Consider the following 25,225-nt stretch of genomic DNA (forward strand, 5'->3'; position numbering starts at 1 on the left):
TACTCCTATTGACTCAGTATGCGGCACATACTGAATGCATCTTCTTTTTCCTGAACATAATAATTACGTCTGGTTTTAACAACCTTAAACCCCATTCGTCGATAAACAGATTGGGCGCCGGTGTTACCAGTGCGGACCTCAAGGGTAATTTTTTGGCTTGGATAATCCCGCGCAAGTGCAACCACTTCGTGGACTAAAAAGTGGCCAATCCCCCTTTTTTGAAAGCTAGGACGGACCGCAATATTCGTGATGTGGGCCTCATTAGTCGAAAACCAGGCGCCAACAAACGCGACCACTTCTGAGCCTTGGCACAATACTAAATAAATCGATGTCCGGCGCTTGCTGAGTTCACTAGCAAAGGCCCACCGATCCCAGGGTGTTTTACCGCCATAGACCGAGCGTTCAATATCAATCAACGCTGGAATATCGCTCTGGCTAGCACGCGCCAAGTAAAACGGCTGATCATCAATCATGACTTGCCGCGTAACGTAGGGGAGCTCTTTTTTTAACCAAACACGTGGGCGTAGATATTCCCTAAACTTGTTCCACATAAGCTGCCGATCCTTGATCGTCATGTGTCTTACCCCAGTTGACCTCTGCTTCTGTCTTTCTGAGATAATGTGGCCCAAATCCATGGATGTCAGCAACTGGTTCAGCATTAGCCCCCAATTGGCCTAGAACAGCTGCGTGTGGCAAGTTATGGTTGGCATCGACAAAATGGGCCTGACTACCCAAAGTGGCTTTAATCTGTGCGTTAAACTGTTGTACGTCACCGCCAACAAAATAGACAGGTTCATTTAATAACGCCACTTGTGCTAATAAGTCGGTTAGTGCCAAATGTTGATCAGCAACCACGTTTTGTAAGTGCTGGTCTTGCCATTGATAAACACCGGCAAAAACGTTGTCCCGGCGCGCATCAAATAGCGGCACAATCAAAGCGGTTGTTTCTTGAACGTTCCCCGCTAAGAGCGCCAAACTGGAAATCCCGACTAATTCCTTGGCCATTGTCCAGGCAAAAGACTTGGCCGTTGTGACCGCAATCCGCAAGCCAGTATATGAACCGGGCCCTTGTGCGACTACAAACCGGTCGATTGCTTCAATCGATGTCTTAGTTTGTTTTAAAAGTTGATCAATCATTGGTAACAATGTTTGACTGTGGGTTTGCCGAATATTGACGGTCATTTCGCCTAATATTTGTTGGTCTTCAAGTAGCGCCACACTCACCGCTTGATTCGAGGTATCCATTGCCAATAGCTTCATTAATGTCATCCTTCTTCTGCTTATAATCCTTGTTATTCTAGCATAAATTAGCGATTAAATCGACACGCGTCACTTTTAGCTGCACTAAAAAACCACCTTGATAAAGAATAACTTTATCAAAGTGGTCGTTGTTTTTAAAATTATTGAATTCTGTCCTTCAAACGAACAATTGGTTCAAAATGCATCACGAGGTAAATCACAATCGGATGAATGACCATTGTGGCGGCCTCGCCCACTGCTCTTGTAGCAAAGTGGACACTGATTGGGGTCTGACTTAAAATCGATACCCACCATGAATTTAGGCCAAGATTAACGACGACAACCACCGTTAATACCGCTAAAATCACGCGTAACCACGTAATCTTTTGCCGGTAGAAGAAACAGCCGTAAATGAATGCACCTAAGAAGGCTGATAACGTGAATCCGGGGAAATAACCGCCCGGGACACCAATCATCAAACTATTGATGAGATCGCCAAGGACGGCCGCTAAGCCCGCCCAAACTGGCCCAAACCACCAGCCCATTAAAGCGGTGACGATAAAACCAAAACTAATTCTGTAAATCGTTAGCGAAATCGCAAAGCGCGCAATCACTAATTGTAAAGCGATTAGAACAGCTAGTAATACAACGCGTCTGGTGTCTAGCTTCACACCAAATAACCGATCTTGATTAACCATAAAAAAAGCATCTCCCTTTTGGAGTTGCCACAAATAACACTGCGGCGAATGCGGGACTAAAACCGCGAGCATTACTGCTCTTCGTCTGGTGTTCACATTCCGTTCCACCAGCACTTAACGCTTTAATCCCTACTCCGAATCTTTTTAGAACTTACTAAATGTACCACCGATTCCCTGAGGATACAACTATTCAGTTTGTCCACTTCAAAATATATCATCTCAATGTGGTTAAAATTTGCTATACTGGAACTAATTAAGCTTGATTATGAAAGGGACTGACAACTATGAAAAAAATCCTCGTCTTGCACACTGGCGGTACAATCGCCATGTCCGCTGATCAAGACGGTGCAGTCGCACCAACTGGTCAAAATCCAATGGCCGGTTTTGAAAAATTATTCGATAACCAACTCACAATTATTAGTGAAGAATTTGCGAATCTGCCCTCACCACACATTACACCAACCGTGATGTTAGCACTCAAGAATCGCATTCAAGCAGCTGAAGCAACTGGTATCGATGGGGTCGTCATCACTCACGGGACCGATACACTTGAAGAAACTGCCTACTTCTTAGACCTGACCTTGCCTAACAACGTGCCAATTGTTATCACCGGTGCGATGCGTTCTTCTAATGAAATCGGCTCAGATGGTCTTCATAACTTAATTAGTGCCGTTTGGACCGCCGCTTCTGACGATGCCCACGATAAGGGTGTTTTAGTCGTCATGAACGATGAAATCCACACCGCTCGTTATGTGACAAAAACGCACACGACAAATGTCGCTACTTTTAGAACACCAACTTTTGGCCCAATTGGTTTGGTCAGCAAGCACGATGCTAATTTCTTCCAAGAATTAATTCGTTCTGAAATCTGCGATATCCAAGAATTGGTTGAACCGGTCTTCTTATTAAAAGCTTATGCCGGCATGGACGGGACGCTTTTTGAAGCCATCAATCAGCCAACTACTAAAGGCCTTGTGATCGAAGCTCTTGGTGCTGGGAATTTACCACCCGCAACACTACCTGCCATCCAAGCCTTACTGGACCGCAATATTCCCGTTGTGCTCGTATCACGCTGTTTCAACGGTATTGCCGAAGACGTCTACGACTACGATGGTGGTGGCGTTAAATTGAAAAAAATGGGCATTACTTTCTGCCAGGGCTTAAACGGTCCCAAAGCCCGCTTGAAACTTCAAGTTGGCTTAAGTGCTGGTAAAACTGGCGAAGACCTCGTGAACTTCGTCAGCAATGCCGTTTCATAAGAAAACTAACTAAAAAAGGGGTGTGTCATAAGTCGGGATATCCCGAGGATTAACACAGAATGGCGAATGATTGCTGCAAGCAATCGTTTGAGATTCAGAGTTAACCGGAGGGATATGACTTATAAAACACGTTTAGACCATCAATATTCGGATATCGAAAAAGGGAGCTTGGACAAAATTACTTTTGTCCAAGCTCCCTTTTTTTGTATCTGAAACGTACTTTTAGCAATACGCTTATCTTTTAGTCCATGCTATTTCGGCTTCTGCTGCGCTGAGGTCACCCACGGCTACCTTGTGGCGTGTCGTCATTATGTCATCCACCATCACTTGTTCGACCTGGCTTTGTGTCATTTGGCCGTATTGAATTTCATGACCATAACGGATATTAACACTTGTCACCCGATGATCCATCAAGAAATCATAATCCAAGGCGTCTAACATCCATTCAAAATAATGGACGTTATTGACGTGTTGATTGCCATCAATATCAAAATAACGCACGCGGTATTCTTTTTGCGATGCCTTTTCTGAGTCTATCTTCTTAATACGTGGGAATCGTTTGCTACCTTTGATCGCCATTGATTCGAACGGTGCCATGATTTCGGGGACAACGGGCACCATACTGCGCGTTTCATAAGACATCATCACAAAAATACTCTGGACAAAGACACACTCGTCGCCCGCTTCATCGTACAACCAAAAATTCCGATAACAGAAATAGCGATTATAACTCTCTGCTTCCGTCACAATCCGCACCTGTTCATCCACTTTGGGCATCCGGTTAATCGTCATTTGATATTGCGTGACAACCCAACCAAGGTTTAAACTATGCATGGTTTCTTCGCCGACGTTGAGGTCATTGAGTTGGTGTTCTGAGGCCAAAATTAAAACGTTGACCAATGATGCTAAGGTCAATTCGCCTTTAATATCCGTTTCAAAATACGGAATCCGATATTCCTCTGTATACTGCTTGCCTGCCATCTTATTTCCTCTATTCTGTTAAATCGTGGTACGCGTTATAGACCACCTGTTTCTTCAAGTCATTGGCCTTAGCGACCGTTTTAATGGCAACATTAGGACTAGCCCCTTGTTGAATCTGGGCTTCGACTTGTTCTGATAGTGATAAAGTCGGATCAGTGTCCACCACACTTAGGTTTTGAGGTGTTGGGTTGCCCGCTACGATAATCACAAATTCACCGCGCATTTCATTATCAGTTGCCCAAGTTAAGGCTTCTTGTAAATCACCGCGAATAAATTCTTCAAACTTCTTCGTCAATTCTCGGCCTAAAGTCACTTGGCGCTCGCCACCAAAACCGTTAATCAACGCTTGTAACGTCTTTTTTAAACGATGAGGCGCTTCGTAAAAGATGGTTGTTTCCGGCTTTAAGGCTAATTGCGCGACCGTTTCCGTTAATTCTTTACCTTTACGTGGTAAAAAGCCAAAGAACGTAAAGGGTTGCGGTGTAATCCCGGAAGCAATTAACGCCGTAATCCCAGCATTCGCCCCTGGTAGCGGTACGACTGCGATATTGGCTTCGATACAAGCTTTGACCAATTCATGACCCGGATCGCTAATTGATGGCATCCCCGCATCACTGACTTGGGCAATGTCGTCGCCCGCTTCCAATTTTTCAATCAACGTTTCAATCCGTTGTTGCGTATTATGTTCGTGGAAACTAATTTGCTTGGTTTCAATTTCAAAGTGGTTCAATAATTTTTGCGTATTACGTGTATCTTCAGCCGCAATTAACTGAACGTTTTTTAACGTCTCAATTGCGCGGTAAGTCATATCACCCAAGTTGCCGATTGGTGTTGGCACCAAATAGAGCACCCCTTGAGTGGTTGTTTTAAAACTAGATTGTGTTTGCATGTTTAATTATCCCTTCACGCCGTAATGACTCGAGCTTATAAAAGCGGGCGCCGCGACAAATAATCTTGCCTCAGCGCCCTGTTTGCGTTGCTTAATGATTAATCAGCTGTCCGTTCGCCATAAATAACGTCGTTACAAAAGGCGCATGGTTCGTCGTTTTCACGTCGCGAGCCATAGAAATAAGGACAGATATGAAAGCCTTCTTCATACAGATTCTGTAAATTTTGTTTAGACTTAGACAAACCTTGCGATAAATCTTTGGTGTCAGTTTCCTCAGTTGTTTGTTGTAATTCCTGAAGGTGTTCTCTGAGGTGTTTATTTTCAATCTCTAATTCTGCATTTTCTTCCAGAACTTTAGATAAAACTGCCTTCATTTCAGTGATGCCGTCAAACGTTAACTTGGCCTGCTGCTCAATAGTTAATAATTGTTCGTATAAGTCTGTTTTACTCAACGTTTACATCCTCCCGATGGCCTTTTAAGCTAATTTTTGAACTACGATCCGCTATGCTACTGCGATTAAATTTAACGTTAAACTCTCTAAGACGTTTTGGCAACTCACATTTTGTTCAAACGTGCGTTGAGCCGTTAAAACGAATTCTGTTTGCGCCACAATCTCCGCTGCGGTCATTTGTTGACTAATGGTATTTAACTGCGTGCGATACTCACTAAAACAAAGGTCCCCCGCCAAATCGTACCGGCAGTTTAAAAGATCTTGATACCACAAACCGATTAAGTTTAAGGCAATCTTTTGTTGAGACCGATCCGCCAATAATGGTAGTAGTTGCGTTTGAATGGCTACGAAACTCTCCAAATCCTTTTGGGCAACTTTTTGGGCCCAACTCGTGATTTTAGCAACGACTTGCATTAGCCAGTCTTCAGCCAATAATTGTTGCGCCTGCGTTAAGTCACTCGTCAAGTGACTCAATAGCTGTGCCTGCGCTGGTAAAATCTGTGCTTCTTCAAATTGTTGCCGGACCATTTCCTTCGGCAGATTAGCTAAATCAATCACTTGAAGCCGCGACAAAATCGTCGGTAACATCAGATTCTTATTGCTGGTACATAAAATCGCATAGACGTTTGGGGCCGGTTCTTCCAAAAATTTCAATAAACTATTGGCCGCACTAGCCGTCAATGTCTCTGCCGCTTCAATAATGAAAAGCCGCTGACTCGATTCCATCCCACTCTTAGCAACTTCTTGCTTCAAATAACGAATATCAGCAATTTTAATGCTCTTACCGTCGGGTTTTATTTCGACAACATCGGGATGATTCCCAGTTAAAATCCGCTGGCATTCAGGACATTGATAGCACGGTTGGTTGTCTTCATTGACCTGTTGGCAAAAAAGTCGCAGTGCCAACCATTGTGCCAATTGCATTTTACCCACACCTTGTGCACCGGCTAATAAATAGCCATGTGCTAACTGCCCACGCGCAATAATCTGGGCAAACTGCTGGACAAGCTTGGGTTGCATTTGTTCAATTGTTAAAGTGGCCATTGTTTAGAAACGGTGGAATTGTTCGATTGGCATCACAAAGACGGTTGCCCCACCGACTTGTACTTCAATAGGGTAAGACATTGAACTGTCCATTGTGGCATCCATATTGATAGGAGGTGTCATAAATTGTTCGCGTGCTTGGCATGTTTCTTCAATAATCTTCAAGGCTTCTGGGACCCGTTCGTCTTCAATCCCCACGATAAACGTTGTATTGCCAGATTTCAAAAAGCCACCAGTTGTTGATAACTTCGTTGCTCGAATATTGGCATCAATTAATTCACTACTTAATAAGTTACTGTCTTTGTCTTGGACGATTGCTAATAATAATTTCATCTTAATCTCTCCCCTTATACTTCAAATAAATGCGGATTTGCTTGTGCGATGACTTGTAAACATTGTGTCACAACCGCTTCAAGGGGTTGTGAGGCATCAATTGTTTTAATCCGTTCTGGGTGCGCTTGTGCTAGTTTCAAATAAGATTGACGCACTTTTTGATGGAACGCTAATTTTTCCTGATCCAAACGGTCATATTGATTTTGACGATGCTGCTTAATCCGGGCTAACCCGACTTCAGAAGGCACATCTAAGTATAACGTTAAATCTGGCGTGAGGCCGTCAGTCGCAAATAAATTCATTTGCGCCACAGCTTCTTCACCAATCCCGCGCCCGGCACCTTGATAAGCAATTGAGCTATCCACAAACCGATCACAAATGACGAGTTTGTCGGCTGCGAGCGCCGGTTGAATCTTTTCAACAATATGTTGTCTTCTAGCTGCTGCGTATAATAATGCTTCTGTCCGATCATCCATCGCCGTATTCTTAACATCCAAGATAATCTGGCGGATCTGTTCAGAAATTGGATTGCCCCCTGGTTCACGTGTCACGACGATTTCTTGGGACACTTCTTTTTGTAAGCGTGCCACGACTGCTTCGAGTGCACTGGTCTTACCGGCACCATCTGGCCCTTCAAACGTAATTAATTTGCCTACCACACAACAACCTTCTTCATCAATAGAGTTACTCTTATTTTACTTGATTGAGCAAACAAGGTAAAGGGAAGGGGTTAAAAGTTCGCTAATAAAAAGACTGGGCCTTGATAAAATCACTTTTATCAAGGGCCCAATCTTTTTTTTATTATCTTAAAGCATTACGGCTGGCTACTTCGCGCGAAACGGCATCACTGGCCACCTTGCGCTGACGTGCTTGTCGGTATAAAAATTCGAACTTTGCTTGTTGAATCTTACTTTCCATCTCCAACGTTTGATCTAGTCCTCTAACGTTTGCTTGCGTTTTTTGTGCTGAGCGCCACTTATCTTTCACTTGATAAATCAAATCAAGTAACGCTTCATCGCCAGCTTCTCTTAGCGTTGGTTTTCGTCTACCGAACATTATAACCCCACCATTTCTAGATTTCTTGACGACCCTCGACTGCTTTTAATAAAGTCATCTCATCCGCATATTCAATATCGCTCCCGACCGCTAAACCATGGGCTAAGCGAGTAACTTTAATCCCGGCCGGCTTAATTAGCCGTGAAATATACATCGCCGTTGCTTCCCCTTCTGGCGTTGCATTGGTGGCGATGATGACTTCTTTAGCTGGTGTTTTTTGGAGTCGTTTAATTAAATTAGCAATATTAATATCGTCTGGCCCTTTACCTTCAATTGGTGACAACACCCCGTGCAAGACGTGATAGAGACCGTGATAATCGTTCATCCGTTCCATCGACATCACATCTTTAGGTTGTTCGACCACCAAAATCATTTCCTGACTACGCGCGGTATCCCGACAAATCTCACAAGGATCTTCATCAGTGATATTGCCACAGACACTACAATAATGGAGGTCTCGGCGTGCTGAAATCAGATTCTTGGCAAAGTTAGTCACGTCATCTTCATTCATATCAATCGTATAAAAAGCTAATCGCGTTGCTGTTTTGTTACCAATGCCTGGTAACTTCATATAACTTTCGATCAACTTCGCAATTGGTTCTGGATATTGCATATGTGCACTTCCTTATTCGGTTACCTTAGAATGGGAGGCCCTTTGTGAACTTGCCCATTTTAGCTTGTGTTTGTTTATCGATATCAACCATTGCTTTGTTAACTGCCATGATGATTAAATCTTGAAGCATATCAACGTCATCTGGATCAACAGCTTCTGGTTTGATGGCGATATCTTTCATCTTCTTGTCACCAGTCATTGTCACAACAACAGCATCGTTAGCAGCCTTGCCAACGAATTCAGTGCTGTTTAATTCGTCTTGTGTTTGACCCATTTCTTTTTGCATTTTTTGCATTTGTTTCATCATACCTTGCATATTACCCATTCCGCGCATTTTAAAACATCCTCTCAATTTTTAAATTAATCTTTTTGAACAACGACTGCATCCCCGAATAACGCTTGGGCCTGCTGCACAACTTCGTTAACTTCAGGCGCCGGTGCTTTTTCGGCAGTCGTCGTTGGTTGGTCCTCATTATTATGACCTGAAACCGCATGATTTTGCAAATATTCTTTCCGGATTTCTGGCCAATTATCTTGCGGTACTAAGACCACTTTAAACGGATTGCCCGTTAAACGGTTTAAGCCGTTTTCTAGGACCGTCAATAAATCCTGATCGTTATTAGCCCGTTCGAATAAAATTTCGTAGTTAAAAGCGACAACGACGCCACTTTGACTCGCCGCCACCGGTTCAGAAACCCGCATAATCGCCCGTTTGGTAACATCTAACATGTTTAATAAGTCCGGCCAAACTTCTTTTAAGTTTTCTAAGTTAGTCCGAGTAGCATCCGCAAGTACCGGATAAATCAACTTGCGGTTGACCTTCTTACTAATTTTCTTAGCTGGTTTAGGTTTTGCTTGTTGAACAGGCGTACTTGGTCCTGCCGTTTCTAATTTCTGTAAGGCCGCTTGTAACTGAGCAACTTGTTGACTTAATTGGGTCACTTGCTCATTATCGGCTGGAACTGAAGTATTGGCGCTCACGGCCGCAGATACCACTTGTTGTTGCGTCAAACGCACCGTTGCAACTTCCAAATAGATTTCTGGATGATTAGTGAACCGTAATTGTTGTTGTGTTTCATTTAAAATATCGATCACCGTATACAATTGTTCAGCGCTCAAAGCACTGCTAAGTTGTTTGAAGTGTTCGTCCAATAAATCCATTTCATTAGCCATTACCAATTCAGGTGCTTGTTGATACATCAATAAATCACGTACATATTCGATTAAATCTTCAACAAAGCGTTGCGCATCTTTACCCTCAGCTAATATCTGTTGCAATAGTTGCAACGCTGCTTTAGGCGCGTGATCGTGAATTGTTTGTACGTAATCGGCTAATAAAGCTTCCGTCAAACTCCCCGTCACATCCAACGCGTTTTCTAAAGTGACGTGATTATCACTAAAGGATAAGACCTGATCCAAGATACTCAGTGCATCTCGCATCCCACCTTCAGCAGCTTTAGCGATCACTTTTAACGCAGCTGGATCGTAAGTCATTTCTTTTTGTTCCAAGATGTAAGCCATCCGTTTGAATAAATCAGCAGCCGTAATCCGCTTGAAGTTAAAGCGTTGGGTCCGCGAAATAATCGTCGCTGGCACCTTGTGAACTTCGGTCGTTGCTAAAATGAAGACCACGTTGGCTGGTGGTTCTTCCAATGTTTTCAACAGCGCATTAAACGCACCGGTGGATAACATGTGGACTTCATCAATAATATAAATTTTATAATCGGCTTGGGTTGGGGCATACTTCGCTTTATCCCGAATATCCCGAATTTCTTCAACCCCGTTATTTGAAGCCGCATCAATTTCAATCACATCATTTAACGCACCGGCAGTAATTGCCCGACACGTTTCACATTCATTACAAGGTTCGCCATCTTTTTGATAATGACAATTAATCGCCTTGGCAAAAATCTTCGCAGCGGACGTTTTCCCAGTCCCCCTCGGCCCCGTAAATAAATAGGCATGACTCGTCTGTTTTGTGATGATGGCGTTTTTTAATGTTTGGGTCATTGTTTCTTGCCCAACGACATCATCGAACCGTTGTGGCCGCCAAACCCGATATAAAGCTTGATAGCTCATTTAATGACCTCCGCCTTTCACCTAATCGTCCTATTGTTTAAAAAAACTACTTGTTCCATTTTAGCATATTTTACAGTATTTTTTAGGGCCTAAAGGCACTAAAAAAGAGACTGCTCCAAAAATAATTTTAGCTTCAGTCTCCCTGCATCTTCTGAATCAACGTGCTTTTTCAGACATATTGTTACGGTTAGCAGCGCCGCGCAAACAATCGACCACGTCGCTTATTCACGTGACGAGGCTAAGCCTACACAATATGACCGCCTGAAACACACTAGGCACTAAAAAAGGATTAAGTCATATTGACCTAATCCTGGTTAATTTCTAAAAAACTTAAGACACATGATAAAACAAACTTAGTGCTGCTTTCTTCCGAACCTGACACGATTCGTAGGCTCATCATTGTCTCAAGGCCTTACGGCAACTCTTATTCTACCTGATTAGGTTTAAAATTACCAGTTTTTTTCTTCTTTTTTCGACGATTTTCCCGAATTTTTTTGAAAAAAGTCTGTAATAAGGCGGCACATTCAACTTCGCGCACACCAGCCACCACTGTCGCTTGGTGATTAAACCGTTTGTCCGTCAAAAGATTCATCAAGGTGCCAGTCACACCGGCTTTTGGGTCGCTAGCACCAAAATAAACATTTGGAATTCGACTGTTAATAATCGCCCCGGCACACATTGGACACGGTTCTAACGTTACAAAAATCGCCGTGTCTTCTAAGCGCCAACTCTTTTCAACCATGCAAGCTTCTTGAATCGCGATGATCTCCGCATGTAACGTTGCATCCTGTGCGTGTTCGCGAATGTTGTGCCCCCGACCAATAATCTGGCCGTCCTTCACGATAACCGCCCCAATTGGGACTTCGCCAATAATCCGTGCCTGATTTGCTTCATCAATCGCAACTTGCATCCACTGATCAATCTCAGTTTGTGTATATCCCAATTCACTAACCCCTTACCAATCAAAAGAGTGTCCCTAAAACAAAAGACATCTTTGTCCTAGAAACACTCTTAGTCGTTTTTTATAGCCGTTCTTTAACTTTTGTCGCATAAGCCGTCAACGTTTGCCGTAAGTCTTCCATCATTTCTGGAATATTATCAGTTTGTTCGCCTAGCTTATCCTTAAGTTGGTTGAGCTTATCAGCCGCCCCCAACAAATTATTCACGTCTGCATCGGAAAGTTGATCAACCAATTCCAATGCCTTTTGATTACCATGTAGTTTATCTTTGACAAAGTTTTTAACTGCCGAGCGTTTACGGTAGCGTTCAACTTTCTCAATGATTGCCTTAGAACCAACGAAAGCGGCTGTTGCGCCGACCCCCGCTGTGACACCAACACCAATTAGAATCTTATATCTCATTTTCATTGTATCAACCTCCTTACACTATAGCCTTATTTTAGCATATCCCAGCCTGTTTGACGTCTTATCGGCTCAACATTATTTTAACTTAATACTTTGCAAAATGTAGTAGCCTTTATCCTTATGAATGATCTGTACATTACCAAAAGTATCCGCCATTAATTGCTTAGCTGAAGGCGCGCCTTGCTTCTTTTGAATCACGACATCTAATTCACCATCTGGTAACAAGTGATCGTAGGCACCCTTCAAAATATTTTGAACAACTGCTTTACCAGCTCGAATTGGTGGATTCGTCAAAATGGCAGCATATTGGGCCGTCACATTTTGATATTCAGCTGATTCAAAGATTGCAACATTTTGAATCTGATTCAAATCGCAATTTTTTTGTGCTAAACCAAGCGCACGTTCGTTAACATCGACCATGTCGATTTGGCGCTCAGGCGCTAACTTAGCAAGTGTCATCCCAATCGGGCCGTAACCGCAACCCATGTCTAGGATGGGGCCTGCTGGTGTTTCGCTTAAATCAACGGCATCTAACAATGCCCGTGAACCGTAATCCACAGTATTTTTAGAGAACACACCATTGTCAGTCGTGAACTTGAAATTAAAGCCCCGTAGTTCAAACGTCCAATTTTTCTCAGCATGTTCAACTTCCGGATTTTTTGAATAATAATAATCTGTCATTTAAGAACCTCATTTGTCTTGATTGTTAGTTAAGTTGCCGATTTGAACAAAACGCATAAAATGGCCTGCAAGTCCTTTTCGTTGTGGCGTCTCTGTCACTTTTTGGTTCACCACTAACAGAATTTGGAGCATCGTAAAGATAATTGAGGTCCGCTTTTGATAAGCAATGTATTTAGGAATCCACTTCGTCGTATATTTCTTCTTATACGTCCGTAAGCCTTGGAAGCCGTAGAAGTGATAGCCATATTCATAAATCAAATGCGCGATTTTTTCTTCAATAAAACTGAATTCCGACGTCCCCACGTTGGCGAGGGGTGCCATCCCTAAATTGAAGTACTCATAACCTTCTGCCTTGTTGTGTTCAAAAAGACTAATGAAAACTTCATCCATTATACCAGATGGCGCGTCTTTTCTGTGGCGCATGAGGTCAATACTTGAAACTTCTTTCGTCCCAGTTGGCATATCATTGGCAAACGCCACAATCCGATGCTCTGGATCATAAATCACAGCGATGGCTGCTTGTTGTAAATAATTAGGATCAAAGAAGCCTAGTGAAAAGCCCTTTTCAACTCGACCGTCGAGCCAGTCATCCGAAACGGCCTTCAATTCAGCCATCAAGGCATCTGAAAATGGTGGCGTCAATAATTCAAATTGATAGCCTTCACGTTCAAATTTATTCATCAAGGCCCGTTCAGCACGGCGCTTCTTACCAACTAACGTAAAGTCGGCGAGCTTCACGTAACCTTCTTCACCAAACTTGATGAAATCAAACCCGATTTCATGCAATTGCATCGTTAACTCAGCCGAGATTTCGTAGAACGCCAAGTGACAATCAATCAAATCGGCTTCGCGCATCAATGCTTCAATCGCATCGATGAACTTATCCGGATTCCCGACTGGTTCGCCCATCACAATCAACCGATCCGCTTTTTTCCGGAATAACAAGAAGACTTGATCTTCGCCATCTTCTTGATAGAAGTAAACTGATTTGTCTTTTAGATAAGCCAAATGACTAACTTCATTGCCGCCGTATTCAGCAATCACCTTGCTAATTCGTGCTTCGTCAAACGGTGTTGCAATCTTATGCCCACCGCGGCTTAGATAACGGAAAACGATGAATAACGTTGCCGCTGCGACTAACAAGCCAACAAAACCGACGAGCCAAATTCGTTCCGACGGGAATAATAACGCCGTTGGTACTGGTTTACGGTGATGTAAGTGTGGCGAGTTCGCAATTCCGACGAAACTATATAACAAGAAGACACCGACAAAAATGGCGCCATCAACGATTCGATCATTCCATGAAAATTCAATCTTTTCACGATAAAGTTCCCGTTTCAATAAGAGGCTAGCCAATAAGACGAGAATCAAGAAAACGGCTAACTTAATCGAGAAGTCACGCCATAAGGTATTGGCAATCGCAATCACCAATAAAATCATCAATGGCCAATAAACGCGTTTCACCCGGTTAGCAACCCCGCGCGCTAATCCTAGCATGACAAAAGCCACAATAATATTGGTTACCCGATCTAGGAAGAAGAACGTGTAAGGATAAAGTTGACCGATTACCATATTGGTAATCGCAAAATTCGGCACTGTCGCCACTAATAGTAAAATAATCCCCGAAATATAGAGGAAAAAGACGATGAAGTGGTGCGCAATTTTTTGCATAATCTGCCGTGGTAAGCCTTGAAGGTAATGATTTAAGCGACTACCCGCATCGTGGGTAAATAAACCGACCCCGACCAAGAATGGCATGATGTAGTAGAATACCCGGTAGAATGATAACCAAACAACTGCATCAGCATTGCCAACACCAATCGCACTCAACCCAAAAATCATGAATAAATCAAACGTTCCTAAGCCACCCGGCACCATTGAAATGACCCCGATGATGTTGGCAATCATGAATAATGGTAGAACTTGTAATAAGTCCCCTTTGATTTCTAAGAAATAACCGATCAATAAGAAGAAGCCACCAGCAAAACCCCATTCAAAGAATGAACCCGCTGTTAAGCGCAAGATCCGTTTAACGGATAAATCACTAAAGAATGCTGCGTTCTTCAAACGAGTACTCCCGAGTAATACTGGGAAATAACAAGCACCGCCGACTAACCATAACCAATAGTTGGCATAAATTTGCCCAATGCCAAAACCAAAGATTAAAACGATACTAATTAAACACCAAATCGAAAGACCAGCTAATAGAAAGAGTGCAATCTTTGAAATTGCAATTAGGATTTCTTTTTGCGAAGCTTTTTTACCATAGAAGTTAGCCCGTAAACTAGCACCTAAAAAGCCGCCAAAACCGGCGATGTTCGTAAATGTGTTAACAATCCACCCCGATTTGACCTTATACCAAAATGAATACTCCTCTGGTAACAACTCTGCAATGACAAAGTCGTAATTAAGCATTGGTAATATCGCTAAAAAACCAATCACGAGCATCGCTAGTAACGTTAATGGACTCTGTGTGGTCAGACTAGCGCGTAATTGTTCTCCGTTGAGATCCCGAAAAATACGACCGACTTCAAAGATCACAAATACTAAGACTGATAAGATGAAGAGGCCTTTTAATAGTGTTAAATGGCGCTGAATTCCTTGATAAATGCGTCTACCCAAATTTTTCATTTTAGTCTCCTCTTAATAATGAGATACCTTAATTATAAGCTATCCAACAGAAAAACTCAGCAAAATGACAATTATGTTAGTTACATCTAACGCACATTAATTCGTAAAGCACTCATAATGACTAACGTCTGGGCAGAGCTGACGGTTGCGCCACGCAATAATTCGAGTGAGAAAACTGCCTTTTCAAAAGTATTCTGACTCAAATCAAACTGTTTTAAATTAGTCCCCGTCAAATCAATCCCGTTCAAATCATTACCACTCATCGTCAGCCACTGCCAGTCGACATATTCAAACGCCACTTCTTGTAACGAGCATTCTTCAAAATCCACGTGTCGGATCCGTGTCTGGTTGAAACCCGCATAATCCAGTTTGCAAGCAACAAAGCGAACATCTCGCAAACCAGCTTCGGCAAAATCGGCCCCAACTAACTGGCAGCCTTCAAAAGCCACTCGCTGAAAAGTATTGCCGATAAACGAACAGTTTAATAACGCGCAATGCTCAAACAAAACGTCTTGAAAATCACAATTATCAAACGTCACCTGCTCAAATTGTACATTTTTAAAGTGGCTGCCCTTGAAATAGGCCATATTAATCGTGACTTCTTTTAACGGCATCTCCGTAATCAACTGGTTCTCGTAGGCTTCGTCCGTTTCAAAATAATTTTCCTGGTAAGGCCCTAAAGTCGCCATTAAAATCGGTGCTTGTGCTTTTTTTACTGTCATCATCATTTCTCCTCTAATTAAAAAAGATTGGCATTCAAACTTGGTTGCCAATCTTTTTTGCTTACTATTTTGTATAGCGATTGCCCGGGTAATAATCGGCAACCTTCATGGTTTGGTCAACACGCCCCCGGCCAGTTGCATAATCAAACTGCATCTTAGGCTCAACATTCCAAACATAGGCGTTAAAATTCAACGTCTTATCTGTTGAAATAGCTTGTACCCAATAACCACGTGGCATCAATTCTGATCCGCGAAAAACGGTTGTCACCTGGTAAATCACTTTTTTATGGTGAATCAAAGCTTGGCGAACCTGATCTTCAAAAATCTGCATCGTCCGTTGGTTACTGAATTCGGTTTGGGTCGCTAAATTCTTAGGATTATCGCTACTACCTAATTGCCCCTTCTTAAACACACCATCTTCATCGAAGTTAAAAGATATCGCATAGGCAATCAGATGGCCGCGATTTTGAGGCGTTACTCGGCGGCCATCAATCATCACGGGTTGGTTATGCCAGCCGGTTGGCCGCCAATTTTGCCGTTCACGCGTATTAGAACGGCCCAGCGTGTCATGTGATAAATAAGCCGTATTGGTTGTCGTCCGATTCAAATCGTCTAACGCCCCGTATTTAATCCGTTCGGTTTGCCATTGGCGCACATCTAATGTGGATTTGTTGTGGTTAACAACCAGATATGGTTTGTCACCACTTTTAAACGTCTTATCCGCTAAAGTCGTCGTTGTTTTGGTTTGCTTGTGTGTCGTCGTTGTTTGTGCTGTTTTATGAGTGGTTGTTTGTTCAGCCTGACAGCCCGCTAATACAAGTGCTAATAGCGCAACAACGCCAATGAATCGTTTTTTAAACATCCTGTGACTCCTTTTCTAAGGTTTGTTTAGCTGCACGGCGCTTCAATTGTTGCATCGTTTTGAAATATGAGCTCAATAGGACTAAGCATGAGCCAATCCAGGCAAGCGGGTTCGCCATGCTGGCACCGGTGAAGCCCAACATACGGACTAAGATAATCCCGGCAAAAATCCGCATAAATAATTCTGCAATCCCCGCCAATGTTGGGATAAAACTTTGCCCCAGACCTTGTAAGGTATAGCGAATCGCAAATAAAATCGCTAAGATAAAGTAACTACTACTATTAAAGCGGAAGTAGATTTGGGCTAAGGCGGTCACGTGTGGTTGTTGATCACCAATGAAGAGGTTAACCAATGGTCGACCAAAGATGATAATTAACGCCCCCATCACCAAACTAAAAATAATCGAGACCGTTAATGTTTGACGGACCCCTTTACTAATTCGGCCGTATTCACGCGCGCCATAGTTTTGGGCCGCGTAAGTAGCCAAAGCAATCCCAAAAGAGTTTCCGACTTGCGTTGCTAATTGATCAATCTTACCGGCTGCGGTATAAGCTGCGACAGCACTGGCCCCCAATGTATTAAGCATAATTTGTAAGACGATTGAGCCAATCGCAATAATTGATGATTGGAACCCCATTGGTAAGCCGACCTTCAAATGGTCCGTAATATCTTTTTTAGTGATTTTAAAATCCTTACGCCGCAACACAAGGATTGGAATGCGCCGATAGATGTACACTAAACATAAAATAGCGGCGATGATTTGTGCCGAAACCGTCGCATAACCGGCGCCTTCAACCCCCATGTGTAGTCCCAAGATAAAAATGAAGTCAAATAAGATATTGACGATTACCCCGATCACAAGGAAAAATAACGGTGTCCGACTATCACCCAGTGCACGAATGATGTTAGACAACAGGTTAAAGGCCATCGAAGCGAAAATCCCCGCAAAAATAATCGTGATAAATTTCTGCGCATCAACGATAATACTAGCCGGCGTCTTCATAATCACCAGAATATAACGCGCGAAAATAACGCTGATAACCGTTAAAATCAGTGTAATCACCGCACTGATTACGATACTCGTTGCAAAGCTGCGCTTCACACCCTTATAATCCTGGGCGCCATAACGCTGTGCCGTCATGATAGACAATCCCGCAGTCGTCCCGGTACAAAAGCCAATAATTAACATGTTTAAACCGCCGGTAGAGCCCACGGCTGCCAAAGCGTCTACACCTATTGTCCGACCAACAATTAATGTATCGATAACACTATAAAGTTGCTGGAAGATATTCCCAATCAATAATGGTCCCGTAAACATTATAATTAACTTCAGCGGGTTACCTTTTGTTAAATCATGCATATGTACTTTCCTCCCTATTTGTTACTCTTTAGGTTACTTGAAAATCAATAAAATACAAGGGGTTGATTGCTTGAATTTTAAAAAGATTCAAAATACAAGTATGCACTAAAAAGAACCAAGTCAGCATGCCCGACTTGGTTCCAAATAAATGATTTAGTTGAAATAATTAATCCCCATTGCATCACGTACTTCTTTAAGAGTTTGTTCTGCAACTGCGTTAGCCTTCTTGCTACCTTCTTCTAGCATCTTGTAAACGGCTTCTGGATTCTTTTCGAATTCAGCACGACGTTCACGAATTGGTGCGAATTTAGCTTGCAAGACTTCGTTTAAGTAACGTTTGATTTTCACGTCACCCAAACCACCAGCTTGATATTGCGCTTTGAGTTCAGCCACTTTTTCATGGTCGTCATCAAAAGCATCTAAATAAGTAAAGACTGTGTTGCCTTCAATGTGACCAGGATCGGTTACTTTGATGTGCAATGGATCAGTGTACATTGACATGACTTTCTTTTCAAGCGTTTCAGCGTCATCTGATAGGTAGATGGCGTTGCCCAATGACTTACTCATCTTGGCATTCCCGTCTAAACCAGGTAAACGACCTTCGCCTTTTGGTGGGAAGACACCTTCCGGTTCAACTAAAATTTCTTGGCCGTAAACGTTGTTGAAGGTCCGGACGATTTCACGTGTTTGTTCCAACATTGGTTCTTGATCATCACCAACCGGAACAGTCGTTGCTTTGAACGCTGTAATATCAGCAGCTTGGCTGACAGGGTAAATTAAGAAGCCAGCTGGAATACTTTGTTCAAAATTCTTTTGTTGAATTTCAGCTTTAACGGTTGGGTTGCGTTGTAACCGCGAAACCGTTACAAGGTTCAAGTAATGCATTGTTAATTCACTTAAAGCTGGAATTTGTGATTGGACAAAAACGGTTGTTTTAGCAGGATCGATCCCCACTGATAAATAATCTAAAGCCACTTGGAAGAGGCTATTGCGGATTTTTTCGGGATCGCGCGCATTATCTGTTAACGCTTGTTGATCCGCAATCATAATAAATGTTTCGTATTCACCTGAATCTTGCATCGCAACGCGGTTCCGTAATGAACCGATGTAATGCCCGATGTGTAGTTTACCAGTTGGTCGATCACCGGTTAAGATAATTTTTTTTGCCATAATAATATCCTCCAATTTTTACTTATCAACTAAAAAAGCGTCCTAATTGTTGTTCACAATTAGGACGCTTAGACGTGGTACCACCTAAATTGCACGAAAAAAATCGTGCCACTTATGCGATAAGGGCGCTACCCGAACTGGCTTATCACCAGCTCCCGATTAAAGGCCCATTCACAACTCGCTTTTGACGACTTCTCAGTACCGTCGCTTCCTGTGCAAAAAGTTAAAGTTGCTACTTATCCTTCACTCTGTTTGTTGAATTACTGTCATACTAACGGATTTTAAAATGAATGTCAAACGGTCGCTTTTTTCCATTAACACGACTATAATATAACAACTAACATCTGGAGGTCGCCATGCTACAAGAAGATACGCAACAACAAGAACAAGCCCGTGTTGATTTAACGGTTGACCAAGTCAATCAACGGCTAACGGTTATCAACCAACAATTGGACAACGCCTATAATGAAACTAAAGATATTGAACAACGTTATGGTGATACTACCAAGGTCAATATTACGGAAGTCGATGACCGGATGGAAACCAATGCTGCTGTCCAACAGCAAAAACAACTAGTCGCAGCTGCCGTTGAAAACGAAAAACTCCTAACGTCACAACAAAAACGACTAACGGATTTAGTTGACTCCCCCTATTTTGGTCGGATTGATATCAATGAAGACGGTGAAGAAGAGTCGCTCTACATCGGAACCGCCACTTTTATCAATGAACAAGACCAATTCTTGGTCTATGATTGGCGAGCACCAATCGCTAGTATCTATTATAACGGCACCCTGGGAACCGTCAGTTACGACACGCCCAACGGTCCCGTTAAAGTTGACTTAACTTTAAAACGACAATTTAAGATTAAAAACGGCCAGATTGAACACCTATTTGATACAAATGAAACAGTTGGCGATGAACTCCTGCAAGCCGTCCTCGGCCAACAAAGCGATGAGTACATGCAAAACATCGTTGCAACCATTCAAAAAGAACAAAATGATATTATCCGTGATACGACTGCCGATTTACTAATTGTCCAAGGCGTCGCTGGCAGTGGTAAAACTTCCGCCGTTTTACAACGCATTGCCTTCTTACTCTATCACAGTCGTAGCAACTTAGAAGCCGACCAGATGATTCTTTTTTCACCTAATCGCCTATTCAGTCACTATATTTCTGAGGTGCTCCCCAGTTTAGGGGAAAAGAACATGCGTCAAGTGACAATGGCCGAGTTTTTAAGCCACCGTTTCTCGGGACTTCAAGTTGAAACACTCTTCGATCGTTTTGAAAAAGACCAAGCGAGTTTTCCAGAAATGACGCAAGCAATGCGCCGCTTTAAAGAAAGTGCACCCTTTATGCAACAAATTACAGCCTACGTTAAACAAGTTTCTACACAGCCATTGGCTTTTAATGACCTCTACTTTGAAGATCGTCCTTTCTTCACAAAAGCGCAAATTAATAAAATTTATCTCGATCTCCCACATAATATGCGTCCCGGTGATAAATTCATTGCTACTAAAAACACCCTTATTAAGCGTCTCAAACGCCAAATTAATTTAGAGGTGCATCTTGATTGGGTTGCTGAAAAAATTGATACCTTATCAGATGATGACTACCGCGCCATCGTCGGTGATCGCGAATTTGATTCTGGCGATTTAGAACAAGCATTTATTGCCCGGGAAATTGTTCAAAATTATTTTGCTGATTTATACGATGCTATTTATAACGATTACTTTTTGGATGTGTATACTGAATATCAAAACTTTTTACGGACAGCTTGTCCGACTACAATTCCGGTTGCCGTTTGGGAAGCAATGATTGAAACAGTCGCTCAAAATAATGAACGCCATCTCGTCGGTTTAAGTGACGCAGCGCCAATTTTGTATCTCCGTGATTTATTAACCGATAGTGGTCAAAATCACAGTATCCAATACTTATTCGTCGATGAGATGCAAGATTATAGCATTGCGCAATTTGTCTATCTCCAACATGCTTTCCCGAATGCTAAATTCACCGTACTCGGCGATTACGCGCAAGACGTCTTTACCGCTACTTATCAAGCCGGTAATTTCATTGAACGCCTCAGTGCGGCTTTTCCAAAATTGAAAACTAACCAAATTAGTTTGACAAAGAGCTATCGCGCGACTGCCCCCATCACGAATTTTGCAAAAGCCTTATTGCCTAAAGAAACAGCCTTGCAAGCCTTTAGTCGTGATGGACGGCTCCCTCGTGTCATCACAACGACTAAGGAATCTAGTTTAAACGCCTTAACGCGAGAAATTTTCCACCTACAAAAACGGCATGCAACTATCGCCATTTTAACCAAGGATCAACAAACGGCACGTCAACTTTTCGCCAGTCTCACCCCCGATGATCAGGTAACGCTCATCTCCGAGACCACCCGCTCATTGCCAAAAGGCGTCTTGATATTACCGTTATACCTCGCTAAAGGGCTCGAATTCGACGCTGTCATTGGTTACGATATTTCAGCAACAACCTTTGGCCAAGCGAGTGACGTTGATTTACTCTATACATTGATGACACGTGCAATGCACGATTTAACCTTGTTGGGGATTGGAACCCTCAGCCCACTCATTACTAATCTAGACCCTCAATATTATCAAAACGTTATAACCACTAAGGAAACGATTGCCTAATCGTTTCCTTTTTTGGTACAAAAAAAGACCGTTGCACATTAGCAACAGTCTTTAATTCAAATGATTATTAAGCTGTTTATCGGATTTGAACCGACGACCCCCACCTTACCATGGTGATGCTCTACCTACTGAGCTAAAACAGCATAATCACGGCTAATTGATGACCGTGATATAAGTATATCGAAAAATAAAAAGCGGGTCAAGTCCCTAAAGACCAACTTCTGAATCTGATAATGATAATTTAAAATGTTGTTGTAAAAACTTAGCAACCCCGTCATCCACATTAGTTTCCGTCACATAATTAGCGACCGCTTTGACTTCTGGTAAAGCATTTCCCATCGCAACACTATACTTGGCGGCTTGCAACATCCCAAGGTCATTTTGACCATCACCAAAAACGAAGGTATGGTCAGCATCAATCCCATGCAGTGTTTGAATTTGGCGAATCGCCGTTGCCTTATCAATCCCCTTAGGAATTAATTCGATATTATTCGGACCAGATGATGATAAACTCATCACATCTTGTTCAGCAAGACGTTGCTTAGCTGAGGCCAATAGTGCCGGTGCACCTTGGCAAACAATGATACCGTTAATAATCTGATCACTCATTGCCAACAAGCTGTCTAGATCAGCAACCGAGTCATAATCAATTTCAGCCCCCATACTGGTGAGATTCCCCGCATCACGTGCGACAAACCGTGGAATTTCACGCGTATAATAAGCCGCATCGGTTGTAAAAAAGTGGGCTGATAAACGGGGATCTGATTGCGCGATTTCATAAGCCGCTTTTAAGGCCGCGCGACCTAAGTGATGTTGAACGCTTCCTTGTGCATTTTCAAAAACAGCACCATTAGAAGCAATAATTTTGGCTTCATCATTAATTTGTCGTGCAATTACTTTACCGAGATTATACATGCGGCCTGTCGCAATATAAAAAATCACATCACGCTGCTGTAAGGTTCGAATAACCCGTTTGGTAAATGGCGTTACAATTTGGTGATCAATCACTAAAGTCCCATCAATATCTGAAAAAACTAAGTAAGGTTCCATAATAACTCCTTTTTGGTTATGTTTGTAATCGCTGACATAACTCTATTTTAGCCCATTTACTTTAGGAATTAAATAGCAATTAACAATTGTGTCGCCGATTTATTTTCTTTTTGCTTGGTTATAGCTTGCTATTTAAGGTGACATAGTTTATTATCACCTTATTTGGTAATTTTATTATGTCTAAAGGAGTTTTTACGATGGATAAAGAAAATCTCAATATCGGTGATATTGTCACTGGTAAAGTCAACGAAGATCTAGAGTCAGCTTTTACAGGAACTGTCGAAAAGGTATACGAAAACTCAGCTTTAGTCACAATTACGGATTTCGACGCCGTTGATAAAGCTAACGTTTCAGAATTAAACAACAAGATTGTTGTTAATCTTAAACAATTGAAAGCCGCTAAAACGAAATAATATCAAAAGAGCCGTTCCAACAAGATTGATATACTCCCCTCAAAGTAGACACTTGAATTATAAAAAGTGTGTACCCAGAGAGGAGTATTTTTGTGAGTAAACGGATTTCATATTTAAAGAAAATCGAAGCAGTTCAAGCTGTACTAAATAATCAAGCATCAATCTCAGCCGTCAGCAAAGATTTTTCTGTAGCCAAATCATCACTACGTGACTGGATTAGAAAATACCAAAAATGGGGCGTTAACGGGATTCGTCCCTACAAGATAGTTAGAAATTATCCCCCACAAATTAAGCACGACGCAGTTATAGACGTAGTAAAAAACGGATTATTAATCAGCGAAGCAATACAAAAATATGATATTAGTGACCGATTAGTATTGAGAAAATGGATAAGGCTTTATAATGAACGAAAGCAATGGAAACCAAAAAGATTGGGGCTTTCGTCTATGAAAAGCGGTCGTAGTACGTCATTTACAGAACGAATTGAGATAGTTGAATATACTTTAAAAAAAGGTCGAGATTATCAAGCAGCAATTCAAAAGTATGGGGTATCTTATCAACAAATCTATAACTGGCTTAAAAAATATGAAAATTCAGGAGCCGAAGGCTTAAAAGATGGACGTGGTCATCACAAGAAAAAGCAAGAATTAACTGAATTAGAACGCTTGAAGCTAGAAAATGTACGTCTAAAAAATAGGAATCAGTATTTAGAAATGGAAGCAGATATCGCAAAAAAAGAAGTGGAGCTCAGACAAAGATTCGGTTATTTTCGTTAACCACAAATGACCTGGAATATACAACAGTATCTGAGCTCCACCAAGAAAAACGGTATTCAATAAAAGCACTATGTGCTTCACTAAAAGTTAGTCGGAGTGGCTATTACAAATGGTTAAAGGCTGGTCCGTCTAAAGCTGAAGAAATCAGGCAAGCACAAGCGGCAATCATTAAAGAAGGCTTTTACCAGTCAGATAAAACATTTGGAGCAATTAGAATTAAATGTGCAATAAGACGTGAACATCAAATAGATATTAATATAAAAACGGTTAGACGCTTAATGAAGATTATGGGACTTGTGTCAGATATTAGACGGAAACGACCAATCTGGCAACGTAGCAGGTCTTTATTTACAGCGGGGAATATTATAAGTCGTGAATTTAATGCGGATAAACCAAATCAGAAGTGGTTTACTGATATTAGCTATCTTAGTTACGGGGATACCGGTGAGCGAGCTTATATAAGTGCCATAATAGATAGTTTTGATAAACGAATTGTTGCCTATCAGATAAGCAAACACAACGACAATAAATTGGTTATGAACACGATACGATTAGCTTTTAAAAGATTCCCTGATGTTAAACCAATCATTCATAGTGATCGAGGTTTCCAATATACCTCAACTGAATATAAGCGATTGATAGAACATTATGGTATTAATGTTAGCATGTCCCGCGCGGGACATTGCCTTGATAATCAGCCGATTGAAAGCTTTTGGGGTATTTTGAAGTCTGAATATTTCTATCGACATACTTTTAACTCACTATCCGATTTAAAAGATGGAATTTACGCATATATTGATTATTATATGAATAAACGATATATGCCAATTTACAATGGGTTAACACCAATCGAAGTATACAAAAAAGCCGTATAGAATATACGACTTTAAAAAAACATT

General features: G+C 41.9%; 27 protein-coding genes, 1 tRNA gene, 1 other RNA gene and 1 riboswitch. Of the genes, 5 read left to right on the forward strand and 24 right to left on the reverse strand.

The features are described from left to right. Nucleotides 1–5: 5 nt before the first annotated feature. The 3 genes from rimI to ACPBEH_RS05825 form a co-directional block, all read right to left on the reverse strand. A complete protein-coding gene (gene rimI, locus ACPBEH_RS05815) occupies nt 6–473 on the reverse strand; it encodes a ribosomal protein S18-alanine N-acetyltransferase (protein WP_052039295.1) in 468 nt (155 codons plus the stop codon). A gap of 61 nt (nt 474–534) precedes the next feature. Beyond that, nucleotides 535–1,260, reverse strand: a complete 726-nt coding sequence (gene tsaB / locus ACPBEH_RS05820) for a tRNA (adenosine(37)-N6)-threonylcarbamoyltransferase complex dimerization subunit type 1 TsaB (RefSeq protein ID WP_424350031.1) — start codon at nt 1,258–1,260, stop codon at nt 535–537. Nucleotides 1,261–1,400: 140 nt separating this feature from the next. Further along, nucleotides 1,401–1,937, reverse strand: coding sequence for a folate family ECF transporter S component (locus tag ACPBEH_RS05825; protein ID WP_011374057.1), 537 nt, complete (start codon nt 1,935–1,937; stop codon nt 1,401–1,403). A gap of 40 nt (nt 1,938–1,977) precedes the next feature. Further along, nucleotides 1,978–2,076, reverse strand: a riboswitch (THF riboswitch). A gap of 145 nt (nt 2,077–2,221) precedes the next feature. Here ACPBEH_RS05825 and ACPBEH_RS05830 point away from each other — a divergent pair. After that, nucleotides 2,222–3,196 (forward strand): asparaginase, encoded by a 975-nt coding sequence (locus ACPBEH_RS05830; protein WP_424350032.1) that lies wholly within the window; start codon nt 2,222–2,224, stop codon nt 3,194–3,196. 234 nt (nt 3,197–3,430) lie between these two features. On the opposite strand, the gene ACPBEH_RS05835 is transcribed toward ACPBEH_RS05830, so the two are convergent. The 19 genes from ACPBEH_RS05835 to trpS form a co-directional block, all read right to left on the reverse strand. Further along, a complete protein-coding gene (locus tag ACPBEH_RS05835; RefSeq protein ID WP_424350033.1) occupies nt 3,431–4,177 on the reverse strand; it encodes an acyl-[acyl-carrier-protein] thioesterase in 747 nt (248 codons plus the stop codon). A gap of 10 nt (nt 4,178–4,187) precedes the next feature. Further along, on the reverse strand, nt 4,188–5,066 hold the full coding sequence (gene rsmI, locus ACPBEH_RS05840) for a 16S rRNA (cytidine(1402)-2'-O)-methyltransferase (protein ID WP_424350034.1): 879 nt from the start codon (nt 5,064–5,066) through the stop codon (nt 4,188–4,190). Between the two features lie 98 nt (nt 5,067–5,164). Further along, nucleotides 5,165–5,518, reverse strand: coding sequence for a DNA replication initiation control protein YabA (locus ACPBEH_RS05845; RefSeq protein WP_011374052.1), 354 nt, complete (start codon nt 5,516–5,518; stop codon nt 5,165–5,167). A 51-nt stretch (nt 5,519–5,569) separates the two neighbouring features. Next, nucleotides 5,570–6,562 carry a DNA polymerase III subunit delta' gene (gene holB, locus ACPBEH_RS05850; protein WP_424350035.1) on the reverse strand — a complete coding sequence of 331 codons (993 nt, stop codon included), beginning with the start codon at nt 6,560–6,562 and terminating at the stop codon, nt 5,570–5,572. A 3-nt stretch (nt 6,563–6,565) separates the two neighbouring features. Beyond that, complete coding sequence (locus ACPBEH_RS05855; RefSeq protein WP_011374050.1) at nt 6,566–6,895, reverse strand: cyclic-di-AMP receptor; 330 nt, start codon at nt 6,893–6,895, stop codon at nt 6,566–6,568. Between the two features lie 14 nt (nt 6,896–6,909). Beyond that, on the reverse strand, nt 6,910–7,554 hold the full coding sequence (gene tmk, locus ACPBEH_RS05860; RefSeq protein WP_424350036.1) for a dTMP kinase: 645 nt from the start codon (nt 7,552–7,554) through the stop codon (nt 6,910–6,912). 142 nt (nt 7,555–7,696) lie between these two features. Continuing rightward, nucleotides 7,697–7,951: a YaaL family protein gene (locus ACPBEH_RS05865; RefSeq protein ID WP_011374048.1), complete on the reverse strand. Its 255-nt coding sequence runs from the start codon at nt 7,949–7,951 to the stop codon at nt 7,697–7,699. A 16-nt stretch (nt 7,952–7,967) separates the two neighbouring features. After that, nucleotides 7,968–8,564 carry a recombination mediator RecR gene (gene recR, locus ACPBEH_RS05870; RefSeq protein WP_011374047.1) on the reverse strand — a complete coding sequence of 199 codons (597 nt, stop codon included), beginning with the start codon at nt 8,562–8,564 and terminating at the stop codon, nt 7,968–7,970. 25 nt (nt 8,565–8,589) lie between these two features. Then, nucleotides 8,590–8,898 (reverse strand): YbaB/EbfC family nucleoid-associated protein, encoded by a 309-nt coding sequence (locus ACPBEH_RS05875; RefSeq protein ID WP_424350037.1) that lies wholly within the window; start codon nt 8,896–8,898, stop codon nt 8,590–8,592. A 26-nt stretch (nt 8,899–8,924) separates the two neighbouring features. Next, nucleotides 8,925–10,643, reverse strand: coding sequence for a DNA polymerase III subunit gamma/tau (gene dnaX / locus ACPBEH_RS05880; RefSeq protein WP_424350038.1), 1,719 nt, complete (start codon nt 10,641–10,643; stop codon nt 8,925–8,927). 319 nt (nt 10,644–10,962) lie between these two features. Beyond that, nucleotides 10,963–11,060: signal recognition particle sRNA small type (ffs, locus tag ACPBEH_RS05885), an RNA gene on the reverse strand. A gap of 7 nt (nt 11,061–11,067) precedes the next feature. Then, nucleotides 11,068–11,586 (reverse strand): tRNA adenosine(34) deaminase TadA, encoded by a 519-nt coding sequence (gene tadA, locus ACPBEH_RS05890; RefSeq protein WP_147000237.1) that lies wholly within the window; start codon nt 11,584–11,586, stop codon nt 11,068–11,070. Between the two features lie 79 nt (nt 11,587–11,665). Beyond that, nucleotides 11,666–12,010 carry a hypothetical protein gene (locus tag ACPBEH_RS05895; protein WP_016264616.1) on the reverse strand — a complete coding sequence of 115 codons (345 nt, stop codon included), beginning with the start codon at nt 12,008–12,010 and terminating at the stop codon, nt 11,666–11,668. 72 nt (nt 12,011–12,082) lie between these two features. Continuing rightward, on the reverse strand, nt 12,083–12,688 hold the full coding sequence (locus tag ACPBEH_RS05900) for a class I SAM-dependent methyltransferase (RefSeq protein WP_016264615.1): 606 nt from the start codon (nt 12,686–12,688) through the stop codon (nt 12,083–12,085). A gap of 9 nt (nt 12,689–12,697) precedes the next feature. Next, entirely contained in the window at nt 12,698–15,319 is a 2,622-nt protein-coding gene (gene mprF, locus ACPBEH_RS05905) for a bifunctional lysylphosphatidylglycerol flippase/synthetase MprF (protein WP_424350039.1), read from the reverse strand. Between the two features lie 86 nt (nt 15,320–15,405). Beyond that, nucleotides 15,406–16,041 carry a pentapeptide repeat-containing protein gene (locus ACPBEH_RS05910; protein ID WP_424350040.1) on the reverse strand — a complete coding sequence of 212 codons (636 nt, stop codon included), beginning with the start codon at nt 16,039–16,041 and terminating at the stop codon, nt 15,406–15,408. 64 nt (nt 16,042–16,105) lie between these two features. Continuing rightward, nucleotides 16,106–16,903 (reverse strand): DNA/RNA non-specific endonuclease, encoded by a 798-nt coding sequence (locus ACPBEH_RS05915; protein ID WP_424350041.1) that lies wholly within the window; start codon nt 16,901–16,903, stop codon nt 16,106–16,108. Continuing rightward, nucleotides 16,896–18,263 (reverse strand): MATE family efflux transporter, encoded by a 1,368-nt coding sequence (locus ACPBEH_RS05920; RefSeq protein WP_424350042.1) that lies wholly within the window; start codon nt 18,261–18,263, stop codon nt 16,896–16,898. The genes ACPBEH_RS05915 and ACPBEH_RS05920 overlap by 8 nt, the downstream gene beginning before the upstream one ends. A 153-nt stretch (nt 18,264–18,416) precedes the next feature. Continuing rightward, nucleotides 18,417–19,433, reverse strand: coding sequence for a tryptophan--tRNA ligase (gene trpS / locus ACPBEH_RS05925; protein WP_025016433.1), 1,017 nt, complete (start codon nt 19,431–19,433; stop codon nt 18,417–18,419). A 356-nt stretch (nt 19,434–19,789) separates the two neighbouring features. Between trpS and helD the strand changes: the two genes are divergently transcribed. After that, a complete protein-coding gene (helD, locus tag ACPBEH_RS05930) occupies nt 19,790–22,087 on the forward strand; it encodes an RNA polymerase recycling motor HelD (RefSeq protein WP_424350043.1) in 2,298 nt (765 codons plus the stop codon). A gap of 70 nt (nt 22,088–22,157) precedes the next feature. Here the strand turns inward: helD and ACPBEH_RS05935 are convergent. Together ACPBEH_RS05935 and ACPBEH_RS05940 are read right to left on the reverse strand one after the other, a co-directional pair. Further along, nucleotides 22,158–22,230, reverse strand: a tRNA-Thr gene (locus tag ACPBEH_RS05935). Nucleotides 22,231–22,294: 64 nt separating this feature from the next. Beyond that, a complete protein-coding gene (locus ACPBEH_RS05940) occupies nt 22,295–23,137 on the reverse strand; it encodes a Cof-type HAD-IIB family hydrolase (RefSeq protein ID WP_424348574.1) in 843 nt (280 codons plus the stop codon). A 197-nt stretch (nt 23,138–23,334) separates the two neighbouring features. Between ACPBEH_RS05940 and ACPBEH_RS05945 the strand changes: the two genes are divergently transcribed. From ACPBEH_RS05945 to ACPBEH_RS05955, 3 genes are all read left to right on the forward strand, one after another. Continuing rightward, nucleotides 23,335–23,550 carry a DUF2187 family protein gene (locus tag ACPBEH_RS05945; RefSeq protein WP_011374032.1) on the forward strand — a complete coding sequence of 72 codons (216 nt, stop codon included), beginning with the start codon at nt 23,335–23,337 and terminating at the stop codon, nt 23,548–23,550. Between the two features lie 92 nt (nt 23,551–23,642). Further along, nucleotides 23,643–24,326, forward strand: a complete 684-nt coding sequence (locus ACPBEH_RS05950) for a transposase (protein WP_424348575.1) — start codon at nt 23,643–23,645, stop codon at nt 24,324–24,326. Between the two features lie 11 nt (nt 24,327–24,337). Beyond that, entirely contained in the window at nt 24,338–25,201 is an 864-nt protein-coding gene (locus ACPBEH_RS05955; RefSeq protein WP_424350054.1) for an IS3 family transposase, read from the forward strand. Nucleotides 25,202–25,225: the final 24 nt, after the last annotated feature.

Source organism: Latilactobacillus parasakei, assembly GCF_049674265.1.
Classification (GTDB): domain Bacteria; phylum Bacillota; class Bacilli; order Lactobacillales; family Lactobacillaceae; genus Latilactobacillus; species Latilactobacillus sakei.